This is a genomic window from Bradyrhizobium canariense (assembly GCF_018130465.1).
GTDB classification, from domain to species: domain Bacteria; phylum Pseudomonadota; class Alphaproteobacteria; order Rhizobiales; family Xanthobacteraceae; genus Bradyrhizobium; species Bradyrhizobium canariense_C.
The window spans coordinates 42431-57342 of sequence record NZ_JAFCKJ010000007.1 but is presented as its reverse complement, the minus strand read 5'-3'; the positions used below and the strand labels follow the sequence as shown (position 1 = coordinate 57342).

Below are 14912 nucleotides of genomic sequence, written 5' to 3'. Positions count from 1 at the left end.
TTCGGGCGCGACGAAGGCGCGAGCCCCGAACGACGTCGCGATGCATCACCAGCAAGGGTTCGCATGCACGTCGCCACGATCACCGCAAACTATCTCGCCGTGCTCGCGCTGATCTACGCCGCGCTTGCGCTGGAAGTCATACAGTCGCGGCGGAGCAGCCAGGCTGCCTTCGACGACGGCGGCAACCTGCGCAGCGCGATCCGCGCCCACGGCCATTTCATCGGCTACGTACCCATCATCGCGCTGATGGTCGCGCTGCTCGAAATGTCCGGCGCACCGCCCTCGCAGATTCACCTGCTGATGGGTGCGTTGGTGCTGTCCCGGCTGTTGCATTCGCTCGGGATATACGCGACGGCCGGCTCGCTGCGGTATCTGGTCTGCCGCGGTGGCGGGGTCGTTCTCACGATCGGCCTATTGACCACGAATGGACTGACGATCCTGGCGCACCTGAACTGGGCCGACATAGCCGACGAGCTCTCCGACCAAGCCTTTGCAACAATTCACCTTTTGCAGACAATTCATGCCATTTTGACACTGTAAAGATTTCACTTGACCCCAATTCCCGCTCCGGGTAGATATCTTGACGTTGTAAAGATAAGGCCTGACCGAGGCGGACCATGGCGATTTTCCTGATCCTCGCGCCCTACGGCGCCTACAGCTTCCTGATGCTGGTGACATCAGCCACGATCAGCGTGTTCGCGGCCTCGGCAATCTGCCTCGCCACCGTCGCGATCGATGTCGCGCGCGGCCGCTCGGTGAAGATCCTGGCTATGGGCTCGGCGCTGCTATTCGCCGCAATCGGCCTCCACCTCGCGCTGTTCGACCCGACGCTCGGCACGCTCGGTGTCAAGCTGTCGGTCGACATCGGCATCTTCGTCATCTCGCTCGGCTCGATGCTGGTCCGCCGTCCCTTCACGCTGCAATACGCGCTCGAGTCCGTGCCGGCCGAGACCGCGGCAATGCCCGGCTTTCTCTATGCCAACTACGTCATCACCGGCGCATGGACCGCGGCTGCGCTGCTGATGGCGGCCGCCAATCTCGTGCTGCTTTATGTCCCCGGCCTGCCGCTCTGGTCGAGCCTTGCGGTCGCCTTCGCTGCTCGCAACAGCGCGATCTATTTCACAAAATGGTATCCCGAATATCGCCAGATCAAGTACGGTACGCCGGCCAGCGCAATGCCCCACACTCGCTGAACAGGATCGACGATGAAGGACGTATTCGCCCGCCTCGCCTCCGACTTCCTCTCCGCCATCGTTTTCCTGGTCATCTACCTCATCACCGACAACGTCGTCCTGGCAACGTCGGTGGCGATTGCCGGAGCGATCGCGCAGGTGATCTACGCCCGCGTCAAGGGGCAGCAACTCAACTACATGACCTATGCGAGCGTCGCGCTCGTCGTCGTGCTGGGCACGGTCACGCTGCTGACCAACGATCCCCGCTTCATGCTGGCAAAGCCCTCGATCGCGCATTTCGCGATCGGCACCATCATGCTCAAGCGCGGCTGGATGCTGCGTTACATGCCGCCGATCGTCGTCGAGACCGTCCCGGAATATGTGACGGCAGCGGGCTATGCCTGGGCGGTACTAATGTACGTGATCGGCGCCGGCATGATCGCGGTCGCCTCCACGGGCGATCTGAAGCTGTGGGCGTTCTACATCACGGTGGTCGCAGGCGGCGCCAAGATCCTCGCCTTCGCCGTGCAGTATGTCGTGCTTCGCCTCATCGTCACCAGCCGACGGCGCGCCGCCGCCCGCGCCTAAATGCCTCCAACGGAGCGTTAGGCAGCTGCTGCGAGTTGCGCTATACGCTCGGCCCGGGACTGGCCCGCGGATCGTCGCGGTCCGCCGGGATCTTGGGAGACGCGAATGGCCGTGGACGGCAACTGGACTCTGACCATGACGACGCCCATGGGCGAGCGCAAGGCGACGCTGAGCCTCACGGCCGCCGGCGGCACGCTTACGGGCACGCAGGGTGCGGAAGGCAATACCGCCGAGATTTTCGACGGCACCGTCAGCGGCGACGCCGTCAACTGGAAGGTCTCGATCACCAATCCGATGCCGTTGACACTCGAATTCATCGGAACGGTCTCCGGCGACAGCATGAGCGGCGAGATGGGCATCGGCCCGATGGGCAGCTTCCCGTTCACGGGCGCCCGCGCTTAAGAGCGCGCCGCACCGATGCGCGCACTCCGTCTTATCGCTGCGACGATCCTGTGTGTCGCGACACAAGCGGCGCGCGCGGATGACACCGAACCGGCGTGGCGCGCAAGCGCGCTCGCCATGGTGCCGGCAGGCTATGTCGCCGGCACGGCCTATCGAACCGAAGGTTCGACGGGCGACCTTGCCGTCTACCCGGCCTCATCGAACGATCCGAAGTCGCCGGCAAGCGTGTTCGCTGCGCGCCAGGCTCTCGTGGTCACGCTGACGCCGGATGCGACACGCGCAGTCTCAGCCGAATTGAAGCCGCGGACCGGCCCGGATCCTGACAACGACGACGCTGATTTCGCAAAGCTGCACGCCGATCTCGCCGCCAGGCGCTCAACGCTCCCGGAAGGCACCGAGCCCTGCGATCTCGGCGCCTGGTCCGTCGACAAGGATCCTGATGGACTCAACGTGCGTGCCGAACCATCGGTCAAAGCACGTGTGCTCGGCACGCTTCCGCCGCCCTACCGGCTCAAGCTCGGCGGCAGCGAGAACACGCCCGATGGCGGCTGGCTCACCGAATTCCGCATCATCGGCTTCAAGAGCGGCTGGTTTCTGATCGAAGGCGCCAAGCCACCGGGCAAGGACTACGAGGACGACAAGAAATATCCGCGCAGCGCGCCAAAGCCCTATGCCGGACGCGGCTGGGTCGCCTCCACCAAGGTCGGCGCGTCCTATGCCAACGGCGGCACGCGCATGGGCGGCCTGTTCCAGGCGCCCTTCGTCGATGCGAAATGGATGCCGGCCCAGCGCGAGCTCGGCGGCGCGATCGACACCGACGGCGGGCCGAAGCACATCTTTGCTTGCAGCGGCCTCTGGGGCCTTGTCGAGAGCCAGGACGGCGTCCGCGGTTGGTGGCGCGGGCTGTGCTCCAACCAGGTCACGAATTGTAGTTGACGGGAAAATCCCGCTCCGCGACATTGCCGCCCTTGCCTTATTCACAATTCATGGTTGTAGTTAAGCATTGCACCCGGGAGGGAAAAATGCCGCACAACGCCACGCTTTCATTTCATCGATCACTGACCGCCGCCTTCGTTTGCATTGTGCTCGCAGCAACGGCGTCGGCCGGCCGCGGCGAACCGTTGCCGCCGAAGATTTCGCCGGAGGCGACCGCCTGGAAGCCCGCCTCGATCTTTGAGAAGGACGATAAGGACGACAAGTTCGAGGATCAGCCGCGCATGAATCTGAGCGGCGCGGCGTGCGTGCCGACGACACCAAAATTCACGTCGTGCCTGATTGTCAATGATGAAAAGAAATACGCGCAGTTCTTCTCGATCGAAGGAAACGTCCTCGTTCCACGGAAGCTCATCCGGCTTTCGGATGAAGACAAGGATCCCGATGCCGAAGGCGTCGCCTACGAAAAGGGCTTCTTCTATGTGACCGGCTCGCACGGCCGCAGCCGCAAGAAAGACAAGGAGAACCTGTCGAGCTACGTCGTGTTTCGGATCGCCGTGGATCCGCAAACCGGTGTTCCCAAGACCGAACCCAACGCTAAGAAGGTCGATGGCGTGGAGCCGAGCCCGCGGATGCGCGAGGTTATTGAAAACGACAAATATGTAAAAGCGAAATTCAACAAGCCTCTTGCGGAGGGCGGCGTTAATATCGAAGGGATCGCGGTCAGGAACGGCCGCATGTACTTCGGGCTGCGAGGACCGTCGCTCGACAAGCAAGCCTATGTGCTCAGCGTCGATGCGGGAGCACTCTTCACAAAGGCCGACGACCTCAAGCCGGACTCGATCCCGTTAGAACTCGGGGAAAATACCGGGATCCGGGACCTTGCCGCGGTGAACGACGGCATCTTGATTCTCGCAGGCCCGACGCGGAATGAAAAGGTTTCCTATACAGTTTGGTTGTGGGACGGCAGCAGCAAGACGGCAAAGCCGTTGGCAACGCTCGACCTCAGCACAGTCACAGCGGACGCCAAAGCTGAGATTCTACTTCCCCTCGAGGAAGACTCAGCAAGCATTCGCGCCCTCGTCATGTTCGACAGCGCGGAAAATGGCGGCGCTGTATCGTTCAGCATAAAGCGCTGAGCGCAGGCTGCGTAAATCCTCCGCCGGTCCAAGAACCGGCGGAGGACGCAGGACCTGTCTAGCCCAAATTCAACTCCTTGAAGAAGTCATTGCCCTTGTCGTCGATGATGATGAACGCCGGGAAGTCGACGACCTCGATGCGCCAGATCGCTTCCATGCCGAGTTCGGGATATTCGAGCACCTCGACCTTCTTGATGCAGTGCTCGGCAAGGTTCGCCGCGGCACCGCCGATCGAGCCGAGATAGAAGCCGCCATATTTCTTGCAAGCCTCGCGCACGGCCGGCGCCCGGTTGCCCTTGGCGACCATCACCATCGAGCCGCCGGCGGCCTGGAACTGATCGACGAAGGAATCCATGCGGCCAGCGGTGGTCGGGCCGAACGCACCGGAGGCGTAGCCCTCGGGCGTCTTGGCGGGGCCCGCGTAATAGACGGGATGGTTCTTGAAATAGTCCGGCAGCGGCTCGCCTCTCTCAAGGCGCTCGCGCAGCTTGGCATGCGCCGAATCGCGCGCGACGATCATGGTGCCGGTCATCGAGACCCGCGTCTTGGTCGGGTACTTCGAAAACGTCGCAAGGATATCCTTCATCGGCTGGTTGAGGTCGATCTTGACGACCTCGCCGCCGAGCGACTGCTCGACCTGCGGCAGATATTGTGCCGGGTTGTGCTCGAGCTCTTCGAGATAGACGCCATCCCTGGTGATCTTGCCGAGCACCTGGCGATCGGCCGAGCAGGACACGCCGAGCCCGATCGGGAGCGAGGCGCCATGACGCGGCAGGCGGATCACGCGGACATCGTGGCAGAAATACTTGCCGCCGAACTGCGCGCCGACGCCGAGCGACTGCGTCATCTTCAGAATTTCCTGCTCCATCTCGAGATCGCGGAACGCGTTGCCGTCGGGCGAGCCGTGGGTCGGCAGCGCATCGAGATAGCGGGCGGAGGCGAGCTTCACCGTCTTCATGCAGAGCTCGGCCGAGGTACCGCCGATCACGATCGCGAGGTGATAGGGCGGGCACGCCGCGGTGCCCAGCGTCAAGACCTTCTCCTTCAGGAAGGCGAGCAGTCGGTCCTTGGTCAGCACCGAGGGCGTGGCCTGGAACAGAAAACTCTTGTTGGCGCTGCCGCCGCCCTTTGCCATGAACATGAACTTGTAGGAGTCGTCACCCTCGGCATAGATCTCGCACTGCGCCGGCATGTTGTTGGCGGTGTTCTTCTCCTCGTACATCGACAAGGGCGCGACCTGCGAGTAGCGCAAATTGCGGCGCAGGTAAGCATCGCGCGCGCCTTCCGACAGTGCCGCCTCGTCGTCACCGTCGGTGATGACGTTGCAGCCCTTCTTGCCCATGATGATCGCGGTGCCGGTGTCCTGGCACATCGGCAGCACGCCGCCGGCGGCGATGTTGGCGTTCTTGAGGAAGTCCAGCGCGACGAACTTGTCGTTCGGGCTCGCCTCGCCGTCCTCCAGGATCGCGCGGAGCTGCTTCAGATGACCCGGCCGCAGATAGTGGTTGATGTCGCCAAAGGCCGCCTCCGATAGTGCCCGCAGCGCCTCACGCGACACCACCAGCATGTCTTTCCCCAGGACCTTCTCGACCCGCACGCCCTCAGCCGAGATCTTCTTGTAGGGCGTCTCGTCCTTGCCCAGCGGAAACAGCGGGGTGTGCTTGTAGGGCGGAACGGGCTTTGCGGGGTCGGGGAAGGCGGTGGGAGCGTTCATGGGCTGGAATCTCGGGGTTTTGGGGCCCTCGCGCGGGCCCCTAGCATAGAAGCGTTCTAAGCTTTTTTCCTATAAAGAAAAGGTATTCTGACGCGCCGGGGATCGAATTGGGTCTGCAGAAGCGGCAGCGATCATAGCAGCCTCCGCCATCGACGTTCTCGTCCTCAATGGCCATCCCTATGGTCGAGGTTGGTGTTACCTACTCCGCTGACAATGTGTTCCGAAGTCTGTCGATCGCGGCCCCGGCTGACCAAGTTCTATTTGCGCGTAGTCGAGCGCGCCTTTAGCTCTGTCCGCTTGTCACCCAGGCCAAGAGCGATTTCTATCGCTTGAATTGACTGATTCACAATCCCGAGCACCAAACGAGTACTAAACCCCGCCAAAAATGGAATGAGTAGCATTAGCTGAGACCTTATATTGGCCGACGATCCAGGATTTCCCGCTGCCCCAACGCCATCAAACGAGACACTGAATATCTGTGCAAACAACCAACCGAATGCGGGTCCCAGCATCAACCTCGCATAGCTGGAAAACACGTCACTCTCATCGATAGCGCGTTCTGATACGACGTTCATAAGACTAAAGAATATATAAGTCGTAGATCCAAGCAGTCCAAGAGCAAGAGGAAAAAGGTGTTTGCCGACCTCTGCGTACTGAGAACGCGCTGCAATCAAGCCCGCAATGGAAAGAAACAAGGAAAAGCAAAGCAATGCAAATAGCAATGCTCGAAAGTGCTTTTGAAAAAAGTTGATCTCTCCTTTCTGCGCTGCAAATTCAAGCGTCCGCGTAGTTGTGGGCCATGTGATACTCGTGAGATCACGAAGTACTGCATCGACTCGGCTATCAATATTCTTCGGCGGTTTATCGCCATCGACTGCGGCTCGAATATCCGAGATCTCTTTGAGCAAGGAATCAGGTACTGGAAGCCCGCGTCGTACAGCGAAATTCTTTAGATCTATTGCGCTCCGCAAGGCCAGATCCACCGACCTGGGGGAGGCTTGCGGGGAAACTCCGGAGGAATCTTCCGACGAAACAACGTCTTGTCGAGCATCCGCCATGGGGAAATATCCTAGCTCACAAGCAGGGATCCGAGACTTGGCACCACCCAGAGGCAGAGCTGCCTATGAAAACAAGCTTAATATCTACTCTTGAGTGTATTAGTAAAACATACACCTTTGTGCCGCATCTGGAAAGGGCTTGAAGAGTCATAGCTGCGGAACACTGTCCCGGGCAACGGCAGGGGTGCTCATCAATAGCCGCCGTTCGAGTATCGCCTAATTCTGCCCGACCATAGCCTCCAATCCCTCGCTAGGACTTGCACTTCGCGCGCGACGACGGTTGAATGCGCCCGCTAAGGGGCTTTTCATCATGACATTGAACTTGCACGTCCGCGGCGCGATCCTGGTCGCCGCCGCCATCACCAGCCTTGTGACCCTCGCCTCGCCCGCCCGCGCGGACCGCTGCGACGACAGCGCCAAAGAGCTGGCAAACCAGGTCGATCGCCTCAAGGTGAATTTCCGTGCCGCCAACGTCGTCTACCTGACGCACCCCGCGGCCAAGGAATTGTCCGTGGCTTGCCGTGGGGACAAATATTCGATCGAGCTCTATGCGAAGGGCGATCGCAAGCCCAAACCGGAGTTCTTTACGCTGGTAGGGTCGATGGCGGCGATCGTCTTCACCGTGACCAAGGACGATACGACGACGGGCGCGACACGCTGCCTGAAGCGGATGGGACTCTTGCGTGGCGACAAGGTCAGCATGCGTTACCGGCGTCTCAACATGGAATGCACCCGCACCAAGACGGATGCGTCCATCGCGATCACGCGCGGCAAGGACGAATAGGCCTGCACCGCGCGGTGTGCACCTGACAGCACACCACCCACTACAGACTCCGTCATTGCGAGCGTAGCGAAGCAATCCAGAATCCCTCCGCGGAGACAGACTGGATTGCTTCGCTGCGCTCGCAATGACGAGGAGAGGTCTGTCCTCTTGCGGAAACAGCGCTTGTGGCGGCGCGAAGCGGCCTCCTCTCACGCACCAGATCCCTCGCATTTTAACGATTGCCTTGAAGGAAATTTCGCGTCTCGCGGCGCAGGGTCAATTGTTTCCATGTGTGAGGATTTGTGGATGAGCGTTTCTACAGTTTCGCCGCCGCCGATCGCGATCGTGGTGCCGAGCTACGACACGACCAAGCAGCAGGACGATCAGACCAAGACCAAGGACAACGACCCGACCTATAAGCCGCCGCCGCCTGCGCCGCTGCCGCCGGGTCAGGGTACACGGATCGATCAGCTCGCCTGATCAGGTTTGCCAGAGGTGAAATGCCCGATCCGGTCGATCGGGCTTTTCGCGTGTCCGGCCGCATCTTCGCCGGATAGCGGGACCAATATCGTGCGCGGTTCCCCTGAGACCTGCGCATGATCGCAAGACTCCTGTTGCAGAGCACGATCACCACCGTCGCGATGGGCGCGCTGCTGTTCGCGTCCGCCGGCACCCTGCATTGGTCGTCGGCCTGGGTGTTCCTCGCGACCTCCGCCCTGCTCGGCCCGCTCTGCGGCTGGTGGCTTTATCGGGTGGACCCCGCACTGCTCGCTGAACGTCTGCGGCCGGTCCTGCAAAAAGACCAGCCCGCTGCCGACAAGGTGTTCATGACCGTCTTCGTCGTCGCGATGCTGGTCTGGCTGGCCGCGATGGGGCTCGACCGGCGTACCCTGTCCTCCGACATGCCGATGGCGCTGCAGATGCTCGGCCTCGCACTGTTCCTGCTCTCGACGCTGTTCATCCTCTGGGTCTTCCGCGCGAACTCGTTCGCGGCGCCCGTGGTGAAGCTGCAAGCCGAGCGTGCGCAGCGCGTGATCTCGACGGGGCCTTACGCGCATGTGCGTCATCCCATGTACAGCGGCATGATCCTGTTCTTCGCCGGCGTGCCGCTGCTCCTGGGCTCATGGTGGGGACTTCTGATGGTGCCGCTGTTCTTCGTATTGTTTGCGGTCCGTATTCGCATCGAGGAGCGCACGCTGCGCGAAGGCCTGCCGGGCTATGCCGACTATGTGACGCGCGTGCGCTATCGCCTGCTGCCTGGGGTGTGGTGAGCGCGCGCATCACTCTGCTGTGCACCGCACGGAAAAGCGTTTCCTCTCCTCCGATCGACTGACGTCGCCGCGACCGAACCTCGCTAGAGGGAACCGCACCCATGCAAAGGGATACGCGACGATGTTCTGCAAGCCCCCCTGCCCCGACGAGCATGACCTCTCGACCATCCCCGATGATTCAGGCGACCGATCTGGCCCGAAGCGTTCGCAAGCGCTCGAGAGCCACGACGTCTTCGGGCGATTGATCGCGCCCGAAACGGCCGATCCGGAACGGAGGCTGCCGCCAGCCTCCCTCCGGACCGGCTAGAGCCATTTCCGTTCCGATAGTATCGGAACGGGGCTCTAGATTCTTGTTTTGACGCATTTTCTTTACGCGAACCGGTGGCCACTTCGCTCGAAAACGCTTTAGCCATCGAGCTCTTTATACCGGCGGAAGATGCCCTGCTCGTTGAAGGCAATGCGGCGCCGGCTTTCGAGATAGGCCCTGATGTTCGGCCGCGCCGCGACGCGGTCGTGCAGGCCGACGAGGGCCGGGATATCTGTCTCGAACGCCTTCATCCGCTTCGGAAACGCATAGCGCAGCCCCGCGACGATTTGGAACAGCGAGAGATCGACATAGGTCAGCCTGCGGCCGGTGACATAGGCGCCGCCGTTGCCGGCGAGAAGCTCTTCGAAATAGCCGAGATACTTCGGCACCCGCTCGCCCCAGAAGTCGGCCGTGCGCTTCTTCGCCGGTGGCTTCTGATCTTCGTAGTAGAGCGAGGGTCCGAGCGGATGATGGGTGTCGTGAATCTCGACCACGAAATCGGTGATCGTCAGCTGGAGCTGATGCACCCAGAGTTGACCGGCCTCCGACTTCGGGGCGAGGGCGTGGCGAGCGCCGAGATAGAGCAGGATGTTCGCGGTCTGGCCAATGACGAGCCTGCCGGCTTTGAGGAACGGCGGCGCAAAGGGCGGCGTGCCCTTGTGCGCGTCCATCATCTTCATCATCGCAGCTGTGCCGCGTGGGCCACGCGCCACGTCGACGTAAGCCGCACCCGCCTCCTCAAGCGCCAGCCGCACATATTCGCCGCGGCCCTGGATCTCGGGCCAATAATAGAGCTCGTATTTCATGGAAGGGTCCGTGAGCGTGGAAGCGACAGGACCAATTTATCACGCGCGACAAGGTTCCGTCAGGATGGGGCGGAACGGCGGCACCACATGCTCCGTCATTGCGAGCGCAGCGAAGCAATCCAGACTGTCACCCTGGAGGGACTCTGATTGCTTCGCTGCGCTCCTCGCAATGACGGAAGCCTCAATTCGACGCGAAGCAATACAGCAGGCCGTCACCGCCGGTGCTCTTCAGATCGGCCTGCGAGCAGCCGCCATCGGGGCCACGTGAGGGATGCGAGCTGTTCCACGATTTCGACGGCTCGTCATCGCGCAGGCCTTGACGATCGGCATGGCCAACGACCGCCGCGCCTTGCGTGCTCGACGTCCAGTTCTTGCAGGTCTTGTCGTCACCCGCGGGAAATGCGGTGCCGTCGGCTTGCGATCCCGTGAGGATGTCGTGCCGGTTCGGCGTGTCGCCGCGGCCGTTGATGACCTCGCCCTTCCCGCTGAGCGCGGTCTGCTTGGTGAGGTGGTTGGCCGCGCCGTGCAGGTCGGCAACGTCCTTGGCGATCACGGCGCCCTTGGCGTTCTGCCACGGTCCCTTGCCGATGCGCTCGCGCGCGTTGACGGCCGGCTTGCCGTCGGCTGCCTGGGTCGAGAGATAAGCGCGCCAGGATTTACTGCCGGCGCCGCCGGCCCGGGCCAGCTTCTGGCACTGCGCATCGCCCCCCTCCAGGCCGCCGAGATCGGCGCCTTTGCCAGGACCGTTGGAAGTCACGAAGAACGTCAGGTCGGCCGACTGCGCCTGCGCCGATGGCGCCGCAAGCAAGGCCGCGGCGAGCGCGAGGCCTGAAATCGCCACGGATCTCTCAATGCGGATCATCTTGTCCTCCAGTTGTGTTTTATCGTTGGCCGCCAGATTTCAACCCGGCGCAGGCCCGCTTATTACGGTTCCCGATGCGGGACGTCCCAAAGAAAAAGGCGCAGTGCAAGAAGCACGACGCCCTGGTTTTTCATGTCGTCTGCGATCAGTTGGTCTGCCGGATCGCGGACAATTCCCAGCCGCGCCCCGAATGCCATGTCGATTAATTGCTTCCCGAGACAGTAGTGCCGGGCGAGCATACCAAATGGGCCGGTCCTCAAGTGATCGTCCAGGGGAGGACGCGGGGACTGTGGCGGGACCGTTCAGGGCGGTATCCGCGATCACATCGGGGCTGCGCAGGGCGCGGCGCAAGGGGAGATCGTCATGCACCGGACCACCATCCGCCCAATCACGGCAGTTGCCGGCCGTGCCATGCTTTGCTGCCTTGCCGTCGGTCTTGCCATCGGCCCGAACTGCGCCTTGGCCGCAGAATTGCTCAAAGCCCGGCTTGCGCAAAACCTCGGGCCGATCTCCGGCCTTGCGATCGTCGCCAAATCGAAGGGGATTTTCGAAAAGAACGGACTGGACATCACGGTCTCGAACTTCACGTCCGGCAAGCAGTGCCTGGACACCGTGATCGGGGGCGGCGCCGACATCGCGACGACGGCGGAGGCGCCGGTCACCGCTTCGGCAATGGCAAACCAGCCCATCGCCTTCGTCGCCGGCATGGAATATTCCGACCTCAAGACGGTCGTCGCGGCCAAGGCCGGCGTCAAGACCAAGGCAGATCTTCGCGGCAAGCGAATCGGATTCACTGCCGGCACCGGCAGCGAGGTTTACACGGCGACCCTGCTGAAGTCGGCAGGACTGACTCCCAAGGATGTCACCCTCGTCAACCTGCGGCCACAGGAGATGCTGCCGGCACTTGCAGCAGGAAGCATCGACGCGATCGACACTTGGGAACCCCACGTCGCCAACGCGAAGAAGGCCCTGGGCGAAGCCGTCGCTGAGCTCGATACGACGGGCACTTACTCCGAGACGTTCAATATCGTCGTCATGAGGCCCTATCTGGATGCTAACCCTGCGCTGGTCGAGAAGTTCATCGCCGCACTGATCGATGCCGAGGTCTGGATGAAGGGACACCCGGATGAAGCGATCACGGTCGTAGCGGACGCGGTCGGCATGAAGCGGGACGACCTCACCCCCATCTGGGCCGACTATGTTTACCGGGTGCGTCTCGACGACCGGCTGATCGAGATTCTGAAGACCCATTCCGCATGGCGCCTCGAGAGCGGCAACCATCCTCCGGGAGCGGCGATGCCCGACTTCAGCAAGGTCGTCGTCACCGAGCCACTGAAAAAGGTCGACCCCGCACGCGTCACCTTGTCGTGGAAATAGGCACCCGCGCGGCCATGCAGGAAGCCACTTCAGCAGCAAGCGATATTGCCATCCGCACTGGCGGTCGCGCTCGGCGGCCGAATTCAGTTGGGCTGCGTCGCCTCAATATTCTGGTCGGGGCGCTTTCTCTTCCCTTGTTCATTGGGCTCTGGGAACTGGTCTCCCGTTCCGGGACCGTCAACATGGTGCTGTTTCCGCCGCCGACGGTGGTTGCTGCGGCCGTGCTTGAATGGATACGAAGCGGACAGTTCTTTAGCGATCTGTTAGCCAGCCTCTTTCGCGTCACCACGGGGTTCATCGTGGGCGGCGCGCTCGGTATCCTGCTCGGTGTTCTCACCGGCCAATTCCCTGTGATCTCGAGCTTGCTGTCCCCGCTATTCCATATCCTGCGGCCAATTCCGCCGATTGCGTTCGTGCCGATCGTCATCCTCTGGTTCGGCCTGTCGGAGGCGGGAAAATTGTTCCTCGTCGTATGGGGCGTGTTCTTCACGGTATGGCTTTCGACCCACATCGGCGTGCAGAAGGTCGACCGTGGCCTTATTCGGGCGGCGTTGATGCTCGGCACGCCCCGACGGCAGATGCTCCAGGAGATCGTGCTGCTGGGCGCGCTTCCCTACATTGTGGTCGGGTTGCGCACCGCCGTCAGCATCTCCTTCTACACGCTTGTCGCGGCTGAACTGGCCGGCGCTTTCGCCGGCATCGTCTACAGGATCGAGATTGCGCAGCAGAATTTGCAAACGGGCCAGGTCATGGGCGGGCTCGCAGCGCTCGGGTTGATTTCGTTCATCGCCGACCGGCTGTTTGCGGCTCTTGCCGAACGTATCGTCTGGTGGCGCTGATGTCGGGATCTCGATCGAGCATGAAACTGGCGCTGGCAAGTTCGCCTGCCTCCGTCGAATCGGCGCGGAAACAACCGGCCATTCAAGTCTCGAACCTAAGCATCGTTTTCGACACCAAGCGCGGGCAAATCATCGCGGTCGATCGCGTTTCGTTTGACGTGGCGCCTGGCGAGTTCGTTTGCATCGCCGGGCCCTCCGGCTGCGGTAAGTCGACGGTCCTCAATACGATCGCCGGGCTGGAAGTGCCGTTCGAAGGCGAAATCCTGGTCGAGGGCGCGCCCGTCTACAGTCCGCGTCCCGATGTCGGCATGGTGTTCCAACAGCCGCATCTCTTCCCCTGGAAGTCCGTCCGCAGGAATATCGCCCACGGCCCCAGGATGCTCGGGAAGTCCACGACGGAAGCGTATGCCATCGCCGACGATCTGATCGCGATGGTCGGCCTCAAGCGTTTCGCCGACGCTTATCCGAACACGCTGTCCGGCGGCATGCAACAGCGCGTGGCGATCGCACGAGCGCTGGCCAATCAGCCCCGTGTGCTGCTGATGGACGAGCCCTTCGGGGCGCTCGACGCGCAGACCCGCGCGGTGATGCAAGACAATCTGCTGGCGTTGCGCGACCGGATCAAGGCGACAATCGTATTCGTGACGCATGACATCGATGAAGCCATCGTGCTGGCCGACCGCGTTCTCATCATGAGCGCGGGACCCGGCCGCATCCTACGCGAAGTCGCGGTCAAGCTGCCGCGTCCACGGTCGAATTCTGTCCTGGTCGAGCCAGCTTATCTTTCGCTCAAGAAGGATTGTCTCGACGTCATCCGCGCAGAAGGGTTGCGGGCGTTCAATCAGTCGGACGCGAACTGATCACCCGGAGTCCGCGGGTCTGAGGCGGACCGCAGCGGGCTGGCATGGTTCTTGAATAGTCGATGCCGGGTCTCACATGCGGAGCCGGCCATGCACAGAGCGAACAGCGCGATAGCGGCAGGCGTGATGCTCGCGGAGTCGGACGATCTCGTCAGACCCCTGCCCGGCTTGCTGGATGGTCTCAACCGGGCTGATTGCAATCGCTTGCGTGCGATCGGACGCGAAAAGATCCTGGAAGCCGGCCAACTGGTTTGGTCTCAGGGCGACGCACAGGCCGGAATCTACCTGATCAGCGAGGGGCGCATACGCAGCTACTATGCGGCACCGTCAGGGCGCGAAGTCACGCTCGCCTATTGGTTTCCCGGCAACTTCGTCGGCGGGCCCGACATATTCGGGACGGGTCCGCACATGTGGACATCGGTTGCGGCCGAGCGCAGCCGGTTGACGTTCATGCCCGGACTGGCGTTGCGGCGGCTTGCGCTTGAATCGCCGGCAATCGCAGTCGCCTTGCTGGATGCCCTCGCATTCAAGGCGCGATGCTATTCAGCAATGGCCCAGATGCTTGGGACGCGCTCGGTCACCGAGCGGCTGCATAGCCTGCTGATCTTCCTGTCGCACGTCTACGGCGTGAAGCGCGACGGTGAGATCGTCGTCGGCATGCCGTTTACCCACGGGGATCTCGCCAACCTCATCGGATCCACCCGCCAATGGGTGACCGTGCAACTCGCGCGGCTCCAGGACGAAGGCGTGATCAGATACGACAGATCCGTGATTTCGATCCTGGATGTTTCTACGCTCGGGCAGGCGATGGAATAATGTCC

Annotated in this window: 17 protein-coding genes; 13 read left to right on the top strand and 4 right to left on the bottom strand. The window is 62.0% G+C overall.

Annotation, left to right across the window (positions count from 1 at the left end):
• Positions 1-63: 63 nt before the first annotated feature.
• From JQ591_RS19415 to JQ591_RS19390, 6 genes are all read left to right on the top strand, one after another.
• Positions 64-540, top strand: coding sequence for an MAPEG family protein (locus JQ591_RS19415; RefSeq protein WP_211397623.1), 477 nt, complete (start codon positions 64-66; stop codon positions 538-540).
• A gap of 77 nt (positions 541-617) precedes the next feature.
• Positions 618-1193: a hypothetical protein gene (locus tag JQ591_RS19410; RefSeq protein WP_211397622.1), complete on the top strand. Its 576-nt coding sequence runs from the start codon at positions 618-620 to the stop codon at positions 1191-1193.
• A gap of 12 nt (positions 1194-1205) precedes the next feature.
• Positions 1206-1760 carry an inner membrane-spanning protein YciB gene (locus tag JQ591_RS19405; protein WP_211397621.1) on the top strand — a complete coding sequence of 185 codons (555 nt, stop codon included), beginning with the start codon at positions 1206-1208 and terminating at the stop codon, positions 1758-1760.
• A 105-nt stretch (positions 1761-1865) separates the two neighbouring features.
• Positions 1866-2162: a hypothetical protein gene (locus JQ591_RS19400; protein WP_211397620.1), complete on the top strand. Its 297-nt coding sequence runs from the start codon at positions 1866-1868 to the stop codon at positions 2160-2162.
• 15 nt (positions 2163-2177) lie between these two features.
• The gene (locus JQ591_RS19395; protein WP_211397619.1) at positions 2178-3098 is read left to right on the top strand and encodes an SH3 domain-containing protein; all 921 of its coding nucleotides are present in this window, start codon (positions 2178-2180) and stop codon (positions 3096-3098) included.
• Positions 3099-3184: 86 nt separating this feature from the next.
• Complete coding sequence (locus JQ591_RS19390; protein ID WP_211397618.1) at positions 3185-4234, top strand: DUF3616 domain-containing protein; 1050 nt, start codon at positions 3185-3187, stop codon at positions 4232-4234.
• Between the two features lie 58 nt (positions 4235-4292).
• Here JQ591_RS19390 and JQ591_RS19385 read toward each other — a convergent pair whose 3' ends face one another.
• Together JQ591_RS19385 and JQ591_RS19380 are read right to left on the bottom strand one after the other, a co-directional pair.
• Positions 4293-5948 (bottom strand): fumarate hydratase, encoded by a 1656-nt coding sequence (locus JQ591_RS19385; protein WP_211397617.1) that lies wholly within the window; start codon positions 5946-5948, stop codon positions 4293-4295.
• A gap of 257 nt (positions 5949-6205) precedes the next feature.
• A complete protein-coding gene (locus tag JQ591_RS19380; RefSeq protein WP_211397616.1) occupies positions 6206-7006 on the bottom strand; it encodes a hypothetical protein in 801 nt (266 codons plus the stop codon).
• 310 nt (positions 7007-7316) lie between these two features.
• On the opposite strand from JQ591_RS19380, the gene JQ591_RS19375 reads away from it, so the two are divergent.
• From JQ591_RS19375 to JQ591_RS19365, 3 genes are all read left to right on the top strand, one after another.
• On the top strand, positions 7317-7790 hold the full coding sequence (locus JQ591_RS19375; protein WP_211397615.1) for a hypothetical protein: 474 nt from the start codon (positions 7317-7319) through the stop codon (positions 7788-7790).
• Positions 7791-8075: 285 nt separating this feature from the next.
• Positions 8076-8249 carry a hypothetical protein gene (locus JQ591_RS19370; RefSeq protein WP_018456406.1) on the top strand — a complete coding sequence of 58 codons (174 nt, stop codon included), beginning with the start codon at positions 8076-8078 and terminating at the stop codon, positions 8247-8249.
• A gap of 116 nt (positions 8250-8365) precedes the next feature.
• Positions 8366-9040, top strand: coding sequence for a methyltransferase family protein (locus JQ591_RS19365; RefSeq protein ID WP_211397614.1), 675 nt, complete (start codon positions 8366-8368; stop codon positions 9038-9040).
• Between the two features lie 405 nt (positions 9041-9445).
• Here the strand turns inward: JQ591_RS19365 and JQ591_RS19360 are convergent, their stop codons facing one another.
• A complete protein-coding gene (locus JQ591_RS19360) occupies positions 9446-10153 on the bottom strand; it encodes a glutathione S-transferase (protein ID WP_211397613.1) in 708 nt (235 codons plus the stop codon).
• A gap of 181 nt (positions 10154-10334) precedes the next feature.
• Positions 10335-11015 carry a lectin gene (locus JQ591_RS19355; protein WP_211397612.1) on the bottom strand — a complete coding sequence of 227 codons (681 nt, stop codon included), beginning with the start codon at positions 11013-11015 and terminating at the stop codon, positions 10335-10337.
• A 363-nt stretch (positions 11016-11378) separates the two neighbouring features.
• Between JQ591_RS19355 and JQ591_RS19350 the strand changes: the two genes are divergently transcribed.
• From JQ591_RS19350 to JQ591_RS19335, 4 genes are all read left to right on the top strand, one after another.
• A complete protein-coding gene (locus tag JQ591_RS19350) occupies positions 11379-12392 on the top strand; it encodes an NrtA/SsuA/CpmA family ABC transporter substrate-binding protein (RefSeq protein WP_211397611.1) in 1014 nt (337 codons plus the stop codon).
• Between the two features lie 14 nt (positions 12393-12406).
• Entirely contained in the window at positions 12407-13231 is an 825-nt protein-coding gene (locus JQ591_RS19345) for an ABC transporter permease (protein ID WP_249137317.1), read from the top strand.
• 20 nt (positions 13232-13251) lie between these two features.
• Complete coding sequence (locus tag JQ591_RS19340) at positions 13252-14091, top strand: ABC transporter ATP-binding protein (protein WP_211397609.1); 840 nt, start codon at positions 13252-13254, stop codon at positions 14089-14091.
• 90 nt (positions 14092-14181) lie between these two features.
• A complete protein-coding gene (locus JQ591_RS19335; protein WP_211397608.1) occupies positions 14182-14907 on the top strand; it encodes a Crp/Fnr family transcriptional regulator in 726 nt (241 codons plus the stop codon).
• Positions 14908-14912 lie beyond the last annotated feature (5 nt).